This is a genomic window from Calditrichota bacterium, from assembly GCA_013151735.1.
Classification (GTDB): domain Bacteria; phylum Zhuqueibacterota; class JdFR-76; order JdFR-76; family BMS3Abin05; genus BMS3Abin05.
The window spans coordinates 1-14607 of sequence record JAADHR010000202.1 but is presented as its reverse complement, the minus strand read 5'-3'; the positions used below and the strand labels follow the sequence as shown (position 1 = coordinate 14607).

14 protein-coding genes and 1 pseudogene are annotated in these 14607 nt (G+C 46.3%); 7 read left to right on the top strand and 8 right to left on the bottom strand.

The genetic code is table 11. The features are described from left to right. Positions 1 to 695: 695 nt before the first annotated feature. Positions 696 to 1934, top strand: a complete 1239-nt coding sequence (locus tag GXO76_14980) for a M20 family metallo-hydrolase (GenBank protein ID NOY79154.1) — start codon at positions 696 to 698, stop codon at positions 1932 to 1934. A 455-nt stretch (positions 1935 to 2389) separates the two neighbouring features. Here GXO76_14980 and GXO76_14975 read toward each other — a convergent pair whose 3' ends face one another. Both GXO76_14975 and GXO76_14970 read right to left on the bottom strand, forming a co-directional pair. Continuing rightward, positions 2390 to 2701 carry a nucleotidyltransferase domain-containing protein gene (locus tag GXO76_14975; GenBank protein ID NOY79153.1) on the bottom strand — a complete coding sequence of 104 codons (312 nt, stop codon included), beginning with the start codon at positions 2699 to 2701 and terminating at the stop codon, positions 2390 to 2392. Continuing rightward, positions 2683 to 3008 (bottom strand): annotated as a pseudogene (locus GXO76_14970) (HEPN domain-containing protein). The gene GXO76_14975 and the pseudogene GXO76_14970 overlap by 19 nt, the downstream one beginning before the upstream one ends. A gap of 458 nt (positions 3009 to 3466) precedes the next feature. Between GXO76_14970 and GXO76_14965 the strand changes: the two are divergent. From GXO76_14965 to GXO76_14940, 6 genes are all read left to right on the top strand, one after another. Further along, positions 3467 to 3952, top strand: coding sequence for a YajQ family cyclic di-GMP-binding protein (locus tag GXO76_14965; GenBank protein NOY79152.1), 486 nt, complete (start codon positions 3467 to 3469; stop codon positions 3950 to 3952). A 384-nt stretch (positions 3953 to 4336) separates the two neighbouring features. Then, on the top strand, positions 4337 to 4903 hold the full coding sequence (locus tag GXO76_14960) for a GyrI-like domain-containing protein (protein NOY79151.1): 567 nt from the start codon (positions 4337 to 4339) through the stop codon (positions 4901 to 4903). Between the two features lie 25 nt (positions 4904 to 4928). Further along, the gene (locus GXO76_14955; protein NOY79150.1) at positions 4929 to 5870 is read left to right on the top strand and encodes an ABC transporter substrate-binding protein; all 942 of its coding nucleotides are present in this window, start codon (positions 4929 to 4931) and stop codon (positions 5868 to 5870) included. Between the two features lie 18 nt (positions 5871 to 5888). Beyond that, a complete protein-coding gene (locus tag GXO76_14950; GenBank protein ID NOY79149.1) occupies positions 5889 to 7154 on the top strand; it encodes an aspartate aminotransferase family protein in 1266 nt (421 codons plus the stop codon). Positions 7155 to 7206: 52 nt separating this feature from the next. Beyond that, positions 7207 to 7566, top strand: a complete 360-nt coding sequence (locus tag GXO76_14945) for a sterol carrier protein (GenBank protein NOY79148.1) — start codon at positions 7207 to 7209, stop codon at positions 7564 to 7566. A gap of 12 nt (positions 7567 to 7578) precedes the next feature. After that, entirely contained in the window at positions 7579 to 8976 is a 1398-nt protein-coding gene (locus GXO76_14940; protein ID NOY79147.1) for an APC family permease, read from the top strand. Positions 8977 to 9007: 31 nt separating this feature from the next. Here the strand turns inward: GXO76_14940 and GXO76_14935 are convergent, their stop codons facing one another. The 6 genes from GXO76_14935 to GXO76_14910 all read right to left on the bottom strand — a co-directional run bounded on the left by GXO76_14935 (position 9008) and on the right by GXO76_14910 (position 14264). Beyond that, a complete protein-coding gene (locus tag GXO76_14935) occupies positions 9008 to 9946 on the bottom strand; it encodes a metallophosphoesterase (GenBank protein ID NOY79146.1) in 939 nt (312 codons plus the stop codon). Positions 9947 to 9965: 19 nt separating this feature from the next. Continuing rightward, complete coding sequence (locus tag GXO76_14930) at positions 9966 to 10976, bottom strand: helix-turn-helix domain-containing protein (GenBank protein NOY79145.1); 1011 nt, start codon at positions 10974 to 10976, stop codon at positions 9966 to 9968. 12 nt (positions 10977 to 10988) lie between these two features. Beyond that, complete coding sequence (locus tag GXO76_14925; protein ID NOY79144.1) at positions 10989 to 11570, bottom strand: septum formation inhibitor Maf; 582 nt, start codon at positions 11568 to 11570, stop codon at positions 10989 to 10991. A gap of 150 nt (positions 11571 to 11720) precedes the next feature. Next, positions 11721 to 12188 carry a D-tyrosyl-tRNA(Tyr) deacylase gene (locus GXO76_14920; protein NOY79143.1) on the bottom strand — a complete coding sequence of 156 codons (468 nt, stop codon included), beginning with the start codon at positions 12186 to 12188 and terminating at the stop codon, positions 11721 to 11723. A 122-nt stretch (positions 12189 to 12310) separates the two neighbouring features. Then, entirely contained in the window at positions 12311 to 13186 is an 876-nt protein-coding gene (ubiA, locus tag GXO76_14915; GenBank protein ID NOY79142.1) for a UbiA family prenyltransferase, read from the bottom strand. A 76-nt stretch (positions 13187 to 13262) separates the two neighbouring features. Next, positions 13263 to 14264 carry a dihydrodipicolinate reductase gene (locus GXO76_14910; GenBank protein ID NOY79141.1) on the bottom strand — a complete coding sequence of 334 codons (1002 nt, stop codon included), beginning with the start codon at positions 14262 to 14264 and terminating at the stop codon, positions 13263 to 13265. Positions 14265 to 14607: the final 343 nt, after the last annotated feature.

Here is a 14607-nt window from a genome sequence, read left to right as displayed (position 1 = left end):
CCGGCGTGGAAGAAGGCAAAATTGCCACGTACGCCTTGATGGGACGTAAGGGATTTGAGACCCATCGAAAGGACATTGAAGCCGAATTAAAGCGCAGGAAAAACTATGTGATTTAGGTCGATCAAAATGGTACTGATTTTTTTGGTTCTACTGGCTTTTTTGTGGAGTTATTTTCTTAAAATACAGAAAGCATTCCATTCTGGCCCTCCCTCCGTGGGACTGTATCAAAAGTCCTTTTTTCAGAAAAAAAATGAGTATTTGTCATTGTGAGGAGTGAAGAATGAACGACGAAGCAATCTCATAATATATTGTAAATAATGGGATTGCACGCCAAAGGCGCATTTTCAACTTCGTGCGCCTCAGGCGCACTCGCAATGACATGTTCTGGAAGAATGAGTCTCATAATCGTAGTTTTAGACTTTTGATACAGCCCCTTCCGGGTCGGTTACTCCGGTTCATTTTGAATAAATATATGAAAAATATGCAATAAAATACAGTGCAACTGTGAGGTTGTTTCCTCTTTCGGTTTTTCAAAACTCGCAACGGCAGAGATTGCACGAATTTTACGAATTGAAATTCAACAAAATCAACTTGTGAAATTTCGTAGTTAAGATTCTTTGTACAGGGGTCATTGCTTCAAAATTTAACAAGATTCTCCAAAAAATCAAGCGCAAAATGAAGGGAAGGAGAAGACCATGTCCGACATATTTCAGAAGATTGCCGATCGTATTTCCAACTACGAGGATTTAGCCATCGAGTACGAAACCCGGTTGACGGCCATTCCGGCACTGGGACCGGAAAATGACGGCGAGGGCGAGGTTAAAAAGGCCGAGTACATTAAGACTGTTTTAAAGGACAAACTAAAGGCTGACGAAATTCTGGAAATTAACGCCCCGGACGACCGGGTGCCTGCGGGGTACCGCCCCAATTTAGTCGCCAAATTCAAGGGCAAAAACCACAGCCGTACTATTTGGGTTATGGCCCACATGGACGTGGTACCACCCGGCGAGCTTTCGCTCTGGACAGGGGATCCCTGGACAGTGCGTGTGGAGGACGGCAAGGTCATTGGCCGCGGGGTGGAAGATAATCAACAAGGGATGGTTTCGGGATTTCTGGCCGTTCAGGCGTTGCGGGAAGAGAATGTGACACCCGAATACGATGTGGCCCTCTTGCTTGTGGCCGATGAAGAAACGGGCAGCAAATACGGCCTGGAGTACATTGCCACCAAACATCCCGACTTGTTCCGTAAAGAGGACATCATTATCATTCCCGATGCCGGGAATGAAGACGGTACCATGATTGAAGTGGCCGAGAAAAGCATCCTCTGGACGAAATTCCGGACGATTGGCAAGCAGTGCCACGGTTCCACACCTGAAAAGGGCATCAACGCCCACCGCGCGGCGGCACATCTGATCGTGCGGCTGGATGATCTGTACACCATTTTCGATAAAAACGATCCTCTTTTTGATCCGCCCATCAGCACATTCGAACCGACCAAGAAAGAACCAAATGTGGCCAATGTCAACACCATCCCGGGCGAAGACATCTTTTATCAGGATGCCCGGATCTTGCCCGATTACTCACTAAAAGAAATTGAGGACAAAATCGGAGAAATGATCGGTGAAATCGAGCAGAAATTCGGCGTGAAGATTGAGACCGAGCATCCGCAAAAGGAAGAAGCGGCTCCACCTACTCCGCCGGACGCGCCGGTCGTGGAGGCCCTGAAAAAGGCCGTTAAAGAGGTGTACAACCGGGAAGCGAAGCCGATGGGCATTGGTGGCGGAACGGTGGCGGCATTTCTCCGGCGGGCCGGATTTCATGCGGCCGTCTGGAGCACCATGGACGAACTGGCCCACCAGCCGGACGAGTACGCCAAAATCGAAAATATTCTGGGCGACGCCAAGGTCTTCGCGCATATTTTCCTGCAGAAATAATCGTCACAGACGGAGGGGTTAAGAAATAAAGGCAGGGTTTGCTAATGGGCCTTACAAAGGGTTCAAGAATTAGTAAATTGTTTTGTGTCTTTAGACTGTACTACATGTATGTTGTAATTTAAGGTTCTACTGGAATTTTTTATGGATGTTGTTTTAGCAGAGCATATTAAAAGAAATCTGTAAAAAAATGGCGAGGCTTAACCCGTATTTTTGTTTTATTGTAAAAAAATCAGTAAAAGGGAGAACCTGCTTTTTTTATCCCTAAATGGACATTGTGTACCGTCTCATTTCGTAAGTATTTATCTGGAAAAGTATCAGTCCATCCTTGACCCTCCCTCCGGCCCCCTCCCTGAAATCAGGGAGGGAGAGTCAGGGGTTGGGTTTAAAAGACCGGTCTACATTTAAAAAAGATTATCTTTCCCATAAAAATTCCAATAGAACCTAATTTAATAAGTCTACTCAAAAGGAATACCAGCTTTGGCAATTCGAACCAGTGGACTGATTTCATGCTGCCATTCTTCCAGTGTATAGCCAACAGCTTCAATAGGTTCTTGAATAGAAACAACCGCCTTTCCCAGTATGGACGCTCTTTCCCACAAATCTTTGCCTGCAAATGAGTCCGAAATAACGGCTACGTCAATATCGCTATCCTCACGCTGGTTTCCTTTTGCATGTGAACCAAATACCACAATTTTTTCAATAGTCAGTCCTTGTTTAAATAAGGCTTTTTTAAACTCTAGGATGACTTTCATTGACGTTTGATCCATTCAATAACCTCTTTTGTTTTACTAATAATCTCTTGTGTTCGGGAAGGGGGATACGCTTCTATCGAGCGTTTTAAATTTTCCGGATATCGCGTGGCAATCCCTGCCTGGTTCAACGTCCCAATAAATAAAACTAATTCGTCTTCAGGCGATAAGTTCAATTTATTGAGCAAATAAATAAGATTGTGATAAGATTGTGTGTCTTTGGAGGTATTTCCCCAGTTTTTTTATAGTACAAACCCTTAAGAGCCTTTTCAATTGAAAGATGACACATAAAAACAGCATAAATATACCGTCCACTTTTGAACATCGATTGAGCGGTCTCAAAGTCATATTGACTTTGACTAAACCACTCTAAAATCCATTGTTCATTTTTCAATAGGGAAATTGTTTTTCCCTCCCGATATAATTCTTTTCGGTGAGTTGGATCAAGTAGATTCGGTAAAATATAGTATAAATCTATTTATAAGTCAAGTTTAAAGGCACAATACGGCTGAATCACAATTCTTGCAAGGGTGGTTTTTAAAGGGGTGATTCGTGAATCGCCCCTTTAATCATTCGAGCATTTGCGGCTCATTCAAGAATTTTTCCGCGCGGGAAAGATCAATTTTTAAAAGAAATTAGAAATCCCCTGATGGCATAGAACACCTATCAATGAAATCAAACCCGATATTCAACCCCTCATTTTATTTCTCCCTTGCGAATTGACTTTGACTGCTGTATATTGTTTAATAACAAAAAATCGACATTCTATCAGGAGGAATACTCATGCCTTCTTTCGACATCGTTTCAAAAGTGGATATGATGGAGGTCAAGAATGCCATCAATCAGGCCATGCACGAAATCCGCAACCGCTTTGATTTCAAAAAGAGCAAAAGCGATATCTCTCTCGGAGACGATGAAATAACCCTCATTTCCGATGACGAGTACAAATTGAAAAACGTCATCGACATTCTCGAAACCCGTCTGGTAAAACGCAACGTTCCCTTGAAAGCGCTCGACTACGGTAAGATCGAAGAAGCATCCGGTGGAACCGTTCGACAGGTGGTGAAGATTAAACAGGGAATCAGCAAAGAGGACGCGAAAAAAATCAACAAACTGATCAAAGACATGCGCCTAAAAGTACAATCCCAGGTGATGGAAGATCATGTGCGCGTGACCGGTAAAAAACGCGATGATCTGCAGCAGGTGATTCAAATGCTTAAGGAAAAGAATCTGGATTTCCCCGTCCAATTCATTAACTTCAGAAATTGATTTTTCACGGTTTTATTTTTTCGCACTGAGTTTCGTGAAGGGTTTAAAAATAAATTATTTTAAGTAATCTAACACGTTATTTTTGCACATTCACGTAAAACTCCCCTCTAAAAAGAGGGGTGGGCCATTCGCCGGCCGGCGGGCGGGTCGGGGTATGTTGTCTTATTATCTGATAATGTCACAAATAACACACCCCTAAATCCCCTCTTAATAGAGGGGACGTCTCGGCTTTTTTTTAATTCATGCCCAACAAACGTGTGCGAGAAATACCGCATGGCTGGAAAGTTTCTTTATCATTCAGTTGGGCACAACTCGCAACGGCAAAGTTCAAACATCTGTTTAATCAACAAAAGCTCATTGCCACAAACGAAAGGAACCTGGGCCATGAGTCCCTTGCAAAAAAAGATTCTGGCTACGCTGGGATTACTCATTGGGGTTACCATTCTTGTAGCCATTGGAATTTTATATTACATCGGTTTTTTTAACTCGGTTACCCTTTCCAAACAGGAAAAGGGGCCCTACAAAATAGTCTGTTTACCGCATACCGGCCCTTACTACCAGACCGCAAAAACCATCCAAAAAGTTAAGGATATTCTTCAAACCACCGCAATTAAAGCAGGTGAACCGTGTGCCCTCTTTTACGATAATCCCAAAAATGTGCCCCAGAATAAACTTCGCAGCAAGGGGGGTGTTTTGGTTCAGCAAGTTATCTCTCTAAAGCCGCCCCTTCAATTGGAAGAAATTCCTGCACGACCGGTGATTGTTGGAAAAATAAAAGCCCACCCGGCCTTTGCCCCGATCAAAGTATATCCCAAATTGCATAAATGGCTGGAACAACACCATTTGAAAGCAGGCACCCCATCGTTGGAAATCTACCACACCAACGGATGGGTGGAATGCCAGCTACCGATTGTTCAAACGGATTCCTTAAAACAGCTCCAACACCCATAAGTACTTTTTAACGGGAGGATTTCAGATGAAACGATTTCTCATTGCGATTTTTTTGATTTCAGTCATTCTGTCCGGTTGTTCCAAAACCCAGTCCAACCAGCCCCGAATCCTGGTTTCGCCCAAGGGACTTTCCCATTCCTTCTGGGTAACCGTCAAAAAGGGAGCCGAGGCAGCCGGAAAGGATTTTCACGCGGAAATCATCTGGAAAGGCCCAGCGGTTGAAACCGATATTGCGGGACAAATTGCCATTCTGGAAGATTACATCAACAAAAAAGTGGACGCCATTGTGCTGGCTGCCTGTGACACAAAGGCCCTGATTCCGGTGGTCGAAAAGGCCCATCAAAAAGGCATCAAAATCATTACGATTGATTCCGGGCTGGATTCGGACATTCCCCTGAGTTTAATCGCAACGGACAACATCGCTGCTGCAAAAAAGGCCGCACATGTTTTAGCGGGGCTCATCCACCAAAAAGGAAAAGTGGCCTGTATCCCCTTTGTTCCCGGGGCAGCCACGTCCATTATGCGTGAGGAGGGGTTCAAACAGGGGTTGAAGGAATTCCCGGGAATCAAGCTGGTGGCCGTTCAGTATTCCCAAAGTGACGTTGCCACAGCCATGAACGTTATGGAAAATATCCTGACGGCCCACCCGGATTTGGACGGGGTGTTTACGGCCAACGAAGCCGGAACCATCGGTGCTGTGCAAGCATTGATCTCACGAAATAAAACCGGACAGGTTAAAGTGGTGGGATTTGATGCGGCTCCCAATGAAATTGAAGCGCTTAAGGCCGGACATCTCCAGGCGCTTATCGTTCAAAATCCCTACAAAATGGGCTACAAAGGAGTGGAAATGGCCGTTTTGGCTCTTCAAGGAAAGACCATTCCCAAACGAATTGACACGGGTGTGTACGTAGTTACCAAAGACAATTTGGATTCACCAGAAATAAAAAATTTATTGCCAAAACTTTAATTGCTGGGAGAGCCTATTATGAAAAATCAGGAAGACATCAAAAAAGAAGCCCTGCGGGATTTCAGCACCTACATTAATTCCATGAAGGTTCGAACGCTCAAAAATGCCGGCTTGGATGTGATTGAAGAAAAACGGGACGGAGCCAGCATCTGGGATATGACCGGAAAGCGCTACATCGACTGCCAAACCGGTTCGGGAATTATGAACGTGGGACGTCACAATAAAGAAATTGCGCAGGCCCTAAAAGATGCTCTCGATACGTACGATATCGGCGTTTTTCTGTGGGCATCAAAACAAAAGGCCGATCTGGCCAAAAAACTCGCCGAGATCACGCCGGGAGATCTAAAGGTTTCCATTTTTGGTGTGGGCGGCGGAGAAGCCATCGATGCAGCCCTTAAACTGGCCAGAGGCTACACCATGCGCAAAGAAGTTATTTACATGGAAAAGGCCTATCACGGGCATACCGGATTTGCCCTTTCGGCGATCGGAAAAAAGGCCTACCGAGAACCTTTTGAGCCCCTTATTCCGGGCTTTAAAATGGTCCCCTTTGGTGATTTTGACGCGATTAAAAATGCCATTACAGATGACACCGCCGCTATTATTCTTGAACCTGTCCAGGGAGAGGGCGGCATCCACATTGCACCCGATGGATATTTACAGAACATACGGAACCTTTGCGATGAGAATGAAACCCTCTTGATTCTGGACGAAATCCAAACCGGATTCGGACGCACGGGCAAAATGTTTGCCAGCGAACACTGGGGCGTAGTCCCGGACATCATGACCGTGGCCAAATCCCTCAGCGGCGGCATTTACCCCATTTCGGCCACCATTTTCAAGGAAGAACTCAACGACTTTTTTCTGATGAACCCCTTCATTCACCTGTCCACATTTGGAGGTTCCGATCTGGGATGCCTGGTTGGACTGGCAACCATCGAATACATTCAAAAAAATCACCTGGTTGAACATGCCGCTAAAATGGGAGAACGTTTTCAAAAAGGCTTTGACGAACTCCTGAAGCTCTACCCCGATTTTCTATTGGAGGTTCGGCAAAAGGGACTTATGATGGGACTCCAATACACCAACGAATCTATCGGGCCAAGAATGAGCCGAAAATTGGCCGATCGAAATATTATGGCCATTTACACCGGCAACGATCCCAGTGTGATGCGCCTGATGCCGCCGCTGGTTATTCAGGAAGAGGAAGTCGATACCGTGCTGAATGCGCTGAGCGATTCCATGCACGAACTTTCCCGCGAAAAAGGAATTGGTGTAAATGATTAAATCTTTTCACTCTATTTTTTCAACCGGACATTTTAAAATCTGAGGAGGAATCATGGCAAGCAAGGAAGAAATCCTCGAAGCTCTGGCAGATTATCAGGTTCAATGCAACGACAACAAACGCCTTCGAAAAATGCAGCGCAATTGGACCCGCAAACTAAATTTTGTTGCAGAAGATACAGGGGATGTTTTTTCAATGGACGTCGTAAATGGAGAAATCGTTTCGTTTAGTGCTGTTCCCATCGAAAATCCGGACATAATTGTTACGACAACCAGCGAGAACCTCTGTGACATGTTTTGGGGGGACTTAAATCCCTCGCAAAAATATTTACAGGGAGAAATCCGTGTCAAGGCAAGCCAGGAAGATATCCTGCGACTGGACGCCATTTCAATGATTATCTGGCCTGATGACTGAAAGGGTTGATCCATGATTCAATTAAAAAAGGTCATTAAACTGCGGACGGTAGTTTCCACCTCGGCCGGAATGGCTCTGGCCACATCCTGTTACCTGGCGGGGTTGCAGGTCGCTAATATGGTTTCGGGTGATCTGGCATGGATTTCCATTTTGGTTGCGGGACTGTTGGCCCTGCTCTCATCGCTCAATTTCTCGGAATTGACCTCCCTTTACCCAACGGCCGCCGGAATTAAATTGTTTATTCAGAACGCCTTCTCGGAAAAAACGGCCATCATTATCGGCATGTTTTATGTGGTGCTGGGGATTTCCATGGTCGGCGCCGAGAGTTTTTTGCTGTCAAGCGTCTTAAGTCATTCTTTTCACCTTTTTAGTCTCTATTGGGACCGTCTTTTCTGGATCATTTTTTTCATTGTTTTTGTGGGCCTTATCAACCTCCGCGGCGTAAAAATCACCGGTATTGTGCAGGATATTCTGACCTACTCCATGCTCTCATTTTTGATTCTCGTTTCCCTTTATGCCTTCTGGAAACACGGTTTTCATTTCGATTTTCCCTGGCATCAGCCCAACGCTCATGCAGGAAGTATTTTGCAGGCCGCCGGTGTAGGGATCTTCTTATATGTCGGATATGAGTGGGTGACCCCGCTGGCAGAAGAAACAACCGACTATCGCATGATCAGCAAAGGAATGATGATTGCGATCGGATTGCTTTCCGTAACCTACGCCCTGTTCATTGTAGCCATGCACCAGGGCCTGACCGAAGCGCAACTCCGCTCCGGCACCCCGATCCCCCACATCCTGTTTGCACGAAATTTATTGGGATCAAATGGGGTGGTTCTCTTTGTTTTTATGAGCATTCTGGCATCGGTCACATCGTTTAATGCCGGATTGCTTAATACATCGCGTTTTACCTACGCCATGGCGCGGGACAATGTGCTGCCCCGATCCTTTAGCAAACTGCATTTAACCTACGCAACACCCTGGGTTGCCATCCTGGGACTTGTCCTGTTTTCCATTGCCATCTCGCTGGTGATCTTTTTCACCGGACAATATTTGTACATTATTATGATGGCTGCCGCGCTGGAATGCTTTATTTACGTGGTCATGGCCATTTGTGTGATCCGTTTGAGGAGGAAAATTCCCGATACACCCCGCGACTTTAAAATTCCGCTGGGAATCACATTCCCTGTCTTAACGATTATTGTTTTCACGGGATTGTTAATCGGCATTTTTGCTGACGTGACACGGGATTACAACGGCAAGGTGCTTTTCCAGAACTACTGGGTGGCTTTTGGGATGGCTCTTTTCTTTTTATTTACCACAGCCTACACCCTGTGGGTGGTTCCGAAATTGAAAGAAAAGGCGGCTGTGAGGGCCATGGCCCGGAAGCGCAGAAGACCGGGAAGAAATTAGATGCGTGGTTCCCAACCCACTCCCGGGCGGCTCAGGCCAAAATGCCTGCTTCCGGTCTTAATACGGGGCGTGAATACACATCTTTCGTGTGAATCACTCCCTTTGCAGGGATTATTCGAATTTCGGTCTGAACCACGCGGTCTTTCACCGTAACAATATTCATCTTCAATTCCCCGGGGCGATTCTTGTCAATCGATCCGCCGGCATTTAAAAAGTGCAGTCCTTTTTTGGAATACGCGGCGGATTCGTGCACGTGACCGTGGAGAACAAGATCAACCTTGTTTTTTCGAAGCAGTGTGATTAACTGTTTTCGATGGCGCAAGTGGTTGCCCTGTTCTTCAATAAATTTGAACATTTTCTTTTTGACCGTTGAATATTTTTTATACGGTTCATTAAAATGGTGATGGGTCAAAACAATTTTCACACAATCCGTGTAAAAATCAGATTCGAAAATGCGTTTTAATTCTTTTAATTGGTCTTTTGTGACATTGCCGGCCGCCGAAAAGGGATTCCTGAACAGAGAATAGCGATCATTCGAATTGAATGAAACAAATAAGACGCCCGATAAGCATTTCGCGTAAACCATGCCTTCATTTAACGGGGGATAAAGGGTCCCTTCAAACGCTTCAAAAAAGTAGTCTCTGAATGTCTTAACCTTTTCAGAGTAATTGGTGGTCTTGCAGCGATCCGGAAATGTTGCAATATCCGATGCCAGGTACACTCCGCCGAAGATGTCGTGATTTCCGATAACCATCGACAGTTTGTCCGAACGAAGCAAATCGTATTCCTGCAAAAGATTTCGCAAATCCAAAAAATCATCGGGATTACCATCGTGCGTCACATCCCCGGTAATTACAAAATGTTCGCCGCCATTCTCCAACCCGTATTCCAATAAACGCCGGGTAAAATCCAAATTTTGGGGGCGATTTTTCCTGCATAAGTGCAGATCAGAAAGATGAACAATAACCATCCTGTACGGAATCTCCAAATTAATTTTTAGCGATCGGCTTGGGGCGCCACAGCTTCTTCTCCCGGATTCCCTTCCGGTCAATTACCAATTTGCGTACCACCTGAGACGAAGAACCAAGGGTGCCAAGAGAATCCCCATTGACCCACAGCCTCAATCCGTCAGCTCGCCCCATTTTGAGCTGGATCAAAGAATCTGCTTCAAAATCGCGTGTGTTGCCCGGGCGAAAAATATATTCGCTGGTATCCTTTCCATCGCGAATAACCCGCAGCCAGGTTGTATCCAATGTGACAATGTGCAGCTTTACCTTTTGAGGGGTTGGTCCGGATTTTGTTTCTTGTTTTTGAACAGATGGCGTGACATGCTGCGCCTTTTTAGCCTGCTCTTCGTGTTTTACAATGTCGTCATGCGCTTCAAACACCGTAATTTCCCTGACGGGTTCCTTTTTTTCCACAAAATACTGCCGCCCGTATTTCCAGTAGATGTACCCCACAGAAAGGAAGATGATGGCCACAGCCACAACCAAGAGCACCTCTGTCTTGTTGGATGTTTTACTCCCCGGTTTTGAACTGGGTTTCACTTTTTCGGAAGAAACCGTTTTTTTATGATCGGCTTTCGTGGAAGGCGCGACAGACTTCTGCGATGCTTTCTTCTCCTCGGGAAGCGATTTTTTCGAAATCACTTCCGGTGATTTTTTCTCCTGTTCCGATATTTTCTTTTTTTTCTTTTCTTTCGGCTCCGGAACCGTTTGACCCTTTGCCTCCGTTTCATCCTTTTCCCATAAAAAATCCGCCGGATGCAAAATATCATCAAAATCCTGAAGAACCTTTTCCGGAGGCAAACCCAGTTCATTTGCAATGGTTCGGAGAAAAGCACGAATGTAGGGTTCGGGTAAAAATGTCAGTTTGCCGTCTTCCAGATCCTTGAGATAATCCTCATTGATTTTTGTGGCTTTGTGCAAATCACGCGTCCGCATTTTTTTTGCCAGTCGGGCTTTGCGAAGCATTTTTCCGAATTCTTTGGGAGTCGGCATTCTACTAATTCCTCATTGCTCCAATTCAATTAAGAGTGATTTTAGGTGATTATAAAACTTTGCCAAGGGAAAACCCACTACATTATAATAACATCCGTTGATGGATTCAACAAAAAGAGCACCCCTATCCTGAATTCCATAGGCACCCGCTTTGTCCAATGGCTGATCGCATTTAATGTACCGATCGATTTCCCACGCTTCCAGTTGTCGAAAGGTGACTTCCGTTCTCTCGACATCGGTGATGACTTTACCCTCTGGATTCGCAATTATCGTAAATCCGGTGAATACATCGTGGGTGCGACCGCTTAAAAAGCCCAGCATTTTTTTGGCTTCTTCTTCCGAACCGGGTTTCCCCAAAATTTTGGAATCCAAAACTACAAGCGTGTCTGCGCTCACAATAAACCCATCCGGAACCTGCCTGGCTACTTGAGAGGCTTTCCGAAACGCCAATTCCTGTGCCTGAATTTCCGGAGAAAGACCCGGTTTAAGGGTTTCGTCCACGTTGGCCGGTATAATTGTGAATGCAAATCCCACCTGACGAAGCAGTTGTGCCCGGCGGGGTGACTCGGAGGCCAAAATTAAGGGCCTGTGCAGCTCAATTAAGCTCATCGGTTGATTTTGTCTATTTCTTTAGGATTCAATGGGTTGTCAATTCAAATTAATCGGCGTCTTTTTTCATATTTGGGAAACAACCGTAAATCAAGCGGCGGTTCGCGCAGAGACGCAAGATTTTGCGCCTCAGGCCTATTTTTCACGCCGGGGTTTGTAGCGGTCTTCGCTGTCGAGAATGATGGTGACCGGCCCGTCATTGTAAATTTTGACCAGCATGTCGGCCCCGAAAATCCCGGTCGCCACGTTCAGACCACTTTCCTTCAGCATGTGCACAAAACGGTCAAACAGGGGACTCGAAATCTCCGGCGGGGCCGCCTGGACAAAACTGGGGCGGCGCCCCTTACGGGTGTTCCCGTACAGGGTGAATTGGGAAACGGCCAGAATGTCCGCTCCTATCTCCAAACCGGAGATGTTCATCTTGCCGGCGGTGTCCTCGAAAATCCGAAGCTGCAAACATTTGTCGGCCAGGTATCGGGCATCGTCCTCGGTGTCTCCGTTTTTGATCCCCACCAAAAGCACAAGACCCTTGCCAATTTCACCCACAATTTTTCCATCCACTGAAACAGAAGCTTCTGTTACCCGTTGTAAAACGATCCGCATCTTTAGTCACCTAAAATAAAAAAATACCCGCGAATTGCGCGAATTCAAATTTAATAAAATCAGTTCGTGATAATTCGTGAGATTCGTGGGCAGTCTAATTTTACCATTTGATTTTTAATGTCTCAGAAATTCTGGATTCCCACCAAAATCGACACCAATCCCACCAGCATATCCACTTTGAGTGCCGTACTGAGTTTGTGGAGATGAGCGGGCTCCGTGCTTTTCCAGAGCGCCCATATCACGTACACCAGAAACACATCCACCCCCGGAAGAACCAGCACAAAATACCAGTCGTTATAAATGTCTTTAAAATAAGGAAAAAGAGTTGCTAAAATCAAGAGAAAAAAAATAACCGTGATCAGGATTTTCGAGGCGAGTACACCGCAGCAAATCGGGAAGGTGCGGGCGTTCTGGGCGCGGTCCCCGGTGATGTCTTCAATGTCTTTTAGAATTTCCCGTCCGAAGTGAAATAGAAAGGCAAAGGTCGCCGGGATAAGAGACGCTTGAAAGCGTCCCACGGCCACCCCCCCGTACACAAATGCCAGGGCGGAAATAAAACTTACCGTGAAATTCCCGATGAGCGGCAGTCGCTTGAACCGCCAGCTGTACAGAAAAAGCAAAACCGAGGCCAGAACCGCAATGGCCGCTGCCTGCGAATTCACTCCAAAACTAAGAGCGATTCCCAAAGCAAAGAGGAAAAGTGACCAGACCAGCGCCACGGCGGGTGAGACCTTCCCTGAAGGAAGCGGCCTGGCCGGTTTGTTGATGCGGTCGATGGCCACGTCGAAATAATCGTTCACCGCATTGGCGGCCCCGGTAATGAGCCCCCCGGAAAGACAGGCCAGCAGTACCCCTCGAACAGGCGACAGGCTCCCGGACACACCCGCTCCCACACCAATGGACAGAGCACCAATCAGGACATTGACAGGGCGCAGCAATTGCCAGAGACCGATCAATTGGATACGAATTTTCTGTTTTTCGAAAGAGGTGCTTTTCATGGAGAGTCTTCGGATTAGAAAAAACGGAGGCGCAGAAATATGTGAAGAAATCCTGCGCCTCAGATTTTCATGTCTTCTACAAAAACGCCCGCGGAATGGGCAGATCAATCATGGTTTTGAGACCGGGATCGGCATTCACCACAATCGGTGCCATATTGTGCAGCATGGCCACCGTGGCAATGTCACCCATGGTTCCATTGGTAATTTCCAGGTGAATGGGGGGCACACTTTCCAGAATCACGCCGTCGTGAGGATTTTTGGCGCCTACGTACATCTTCAAATCCAGTGTAATCAACTCGTTCCCATTGACGAACCCGCGGCCCACATTGTGAATGCCAGCCACCATGCCTTTCGGAACCGTGAGAAACGGGGTGGTGTAGGTATCGTCTGCAATCATCGGTTCGATTTCTTCCTGAATGTCGGACAGCTCCCAGTTGAGCCCTTTGGCCACCAGCGCCACGGATTCCTTCATGCCGATGTGGCCTAATTTGCCGGCGTCCACCAATTTTTGAAATTCTTCCGGCGTCATACCGGCACCCACCTTTTTCTGAAGAGGCAAGCGCCGCTCAGAGGCATCCACCACACGTTCGGCCCGTACGCGGGTGACATCTTCGCATACCCCTGTGGCCACCAAAACCAGTGTGTCCAATACGTAGCCGGGATTGACACCCGTACCCAAAATCGTTGCACCGTTTTCCCGGGCCAATTGGTCCAATTTTTCTGCCAAATCCGGATGCTTCAGACTCGGCAAAAGCAGCTCTTCCGTGGAGGAAACGACATTCACACCGGCACTTAAAATCGTTTCAAATTGGGGGAACACAACCGGAATGAACGACTGCGTCGTGTGCAACACGATGTCCGGTTTGGTTTCTGCGAGGACCTTTTTCGCATCGTCCGAAATCCGAACGCCAATGGCCTTTTCGCCCACCAATTCGCCCACATCTTTCCCAACCTTTTCTGGATCTATATCAATTGCTCCGACCAATTCCATGTTTGGCCGCTTGATGGCCAACCGGGCACTTGCCTGCCCAATGGGACCCAAGCCAAACTGCACCACACGCAACATTTGTGAAGCCATATTGATCTCCTCATTTTTTAATGTTTTACAGCCTATTTGCAAAAATTCCCTCAAAAATATAAGAAAAGCTTTTCAAAAAGAAAAGCCTTTTTTGGTTCTTATTTTGAAAAATTGTTTGATCCCCCATGCAAAGATCTTTAACCTGCATGATTCAAAAATTTTCGCCACGAGAAACCGAAGTCACGAAGGTTATGACACTAAAATCTCTATCATTGCGAGTTTTACAAAAGTGATTGAAAAATATTTAGTGAAAATACGTTAACCCGTTGCACCCACGTTAACCGGAAATGGTTAAACTTAGCGACGAGGGAAGTCCCCTCTATCAAGAGGGGATTTAGGGGTG

Excerpts from the sequence above, each read along its gene's own strand:
- GXO76_14960 (NOY79151.1), top strand. The coding sequence starts at position 4,337 with ATGAGTCCCTTGCAAAAAAAGATTCTGGCTACGCTGGGATTACTCATT.
- GXO76_14945 (NOY79148.1), top strand. The coding sequence starts at position 7,207 with ATGGCAAGCAAGGAAGAAATCCTCGAAGCTCTGGCAGATTATCAGGTT.
- ubiA (NOY79142.1), bottom strand. The coding sequence starts at position 13,186 with ATGAAAAGCACCTCTTTCGAAAAACAGAAAATTCGTATCCAATTGATC.
- GXO76_14920 (NOY79143.1), bottom strand. The coding sequence starts at position 12,188 with ATGCGGATCGTTTTACAACGGGTAACAGAAGCTTCTGTTTCAGTGGAT.
- GXO76_14930 (NOY79145.1), bottom strand. The coding sequence starts at position 10,976 with ATGCCGACTCCCAAAGAATTCGGAAAAATGCTTCGCAAAGCCCGACTG.
- GXO76_14975 (NOY79153.1), bottom strand. The coding sequence starts at position 2,701 with ATGGATCAAACGTCAATGAAAGTCATCCTAGAGTTTAAAAAAGCCTTA.
- GXO76_14965 (NOY79152.1), top strand. The coding sequence starts at position 3,467 with ATGCCTTCTTTCGACATCGTTTCAAAAGTGGATATGATGGAGGTCAAG.
- GXO76_14980 (NOY79154.1), top strand. The coding sequence starts at position 696 with ATGTCCGACATATTTCAGAAGATTGCCGATCGTATTTCCAACTACGAG.
- GXO76_14935 (NOY79146.1), bottom strand. The coding sequence starts at position 9,946 with ATGGTTATTGTTCATCTTTCTGATCTGCACTTATGCAGGAAAAATCGC.
- GXO76_14950 (NOY79149.1), top strand. The coding sequence starts at position 5,889 with ATGAAAAATCAGGAAGACATCAAAAAAGAAGCCCTGCGGGATTTCAGC.
- GXO76_14940 (NOY79147.1), top strand. The coding sequence starts at position 7,579 with ATGATTCAATTAAAAAAGGTCATTAAACTGCGGACGGTAGTTTCCACC.
- GXO76_14910 (NOY79141.1), bottom strand. The coding sequence starts at position 14,264 with ATGGCTTCACAAATGTTGCGTGTGGTGCAGTTTGGCTTGGGTCCCATT.
- GXO76_14955 (NOY79150.1), top strand. The coding sequence starts at position 4,929 with ATGAAACGATTTCTCATTGCGATTTTTTTGATTTCAGTCATTCTGTCC.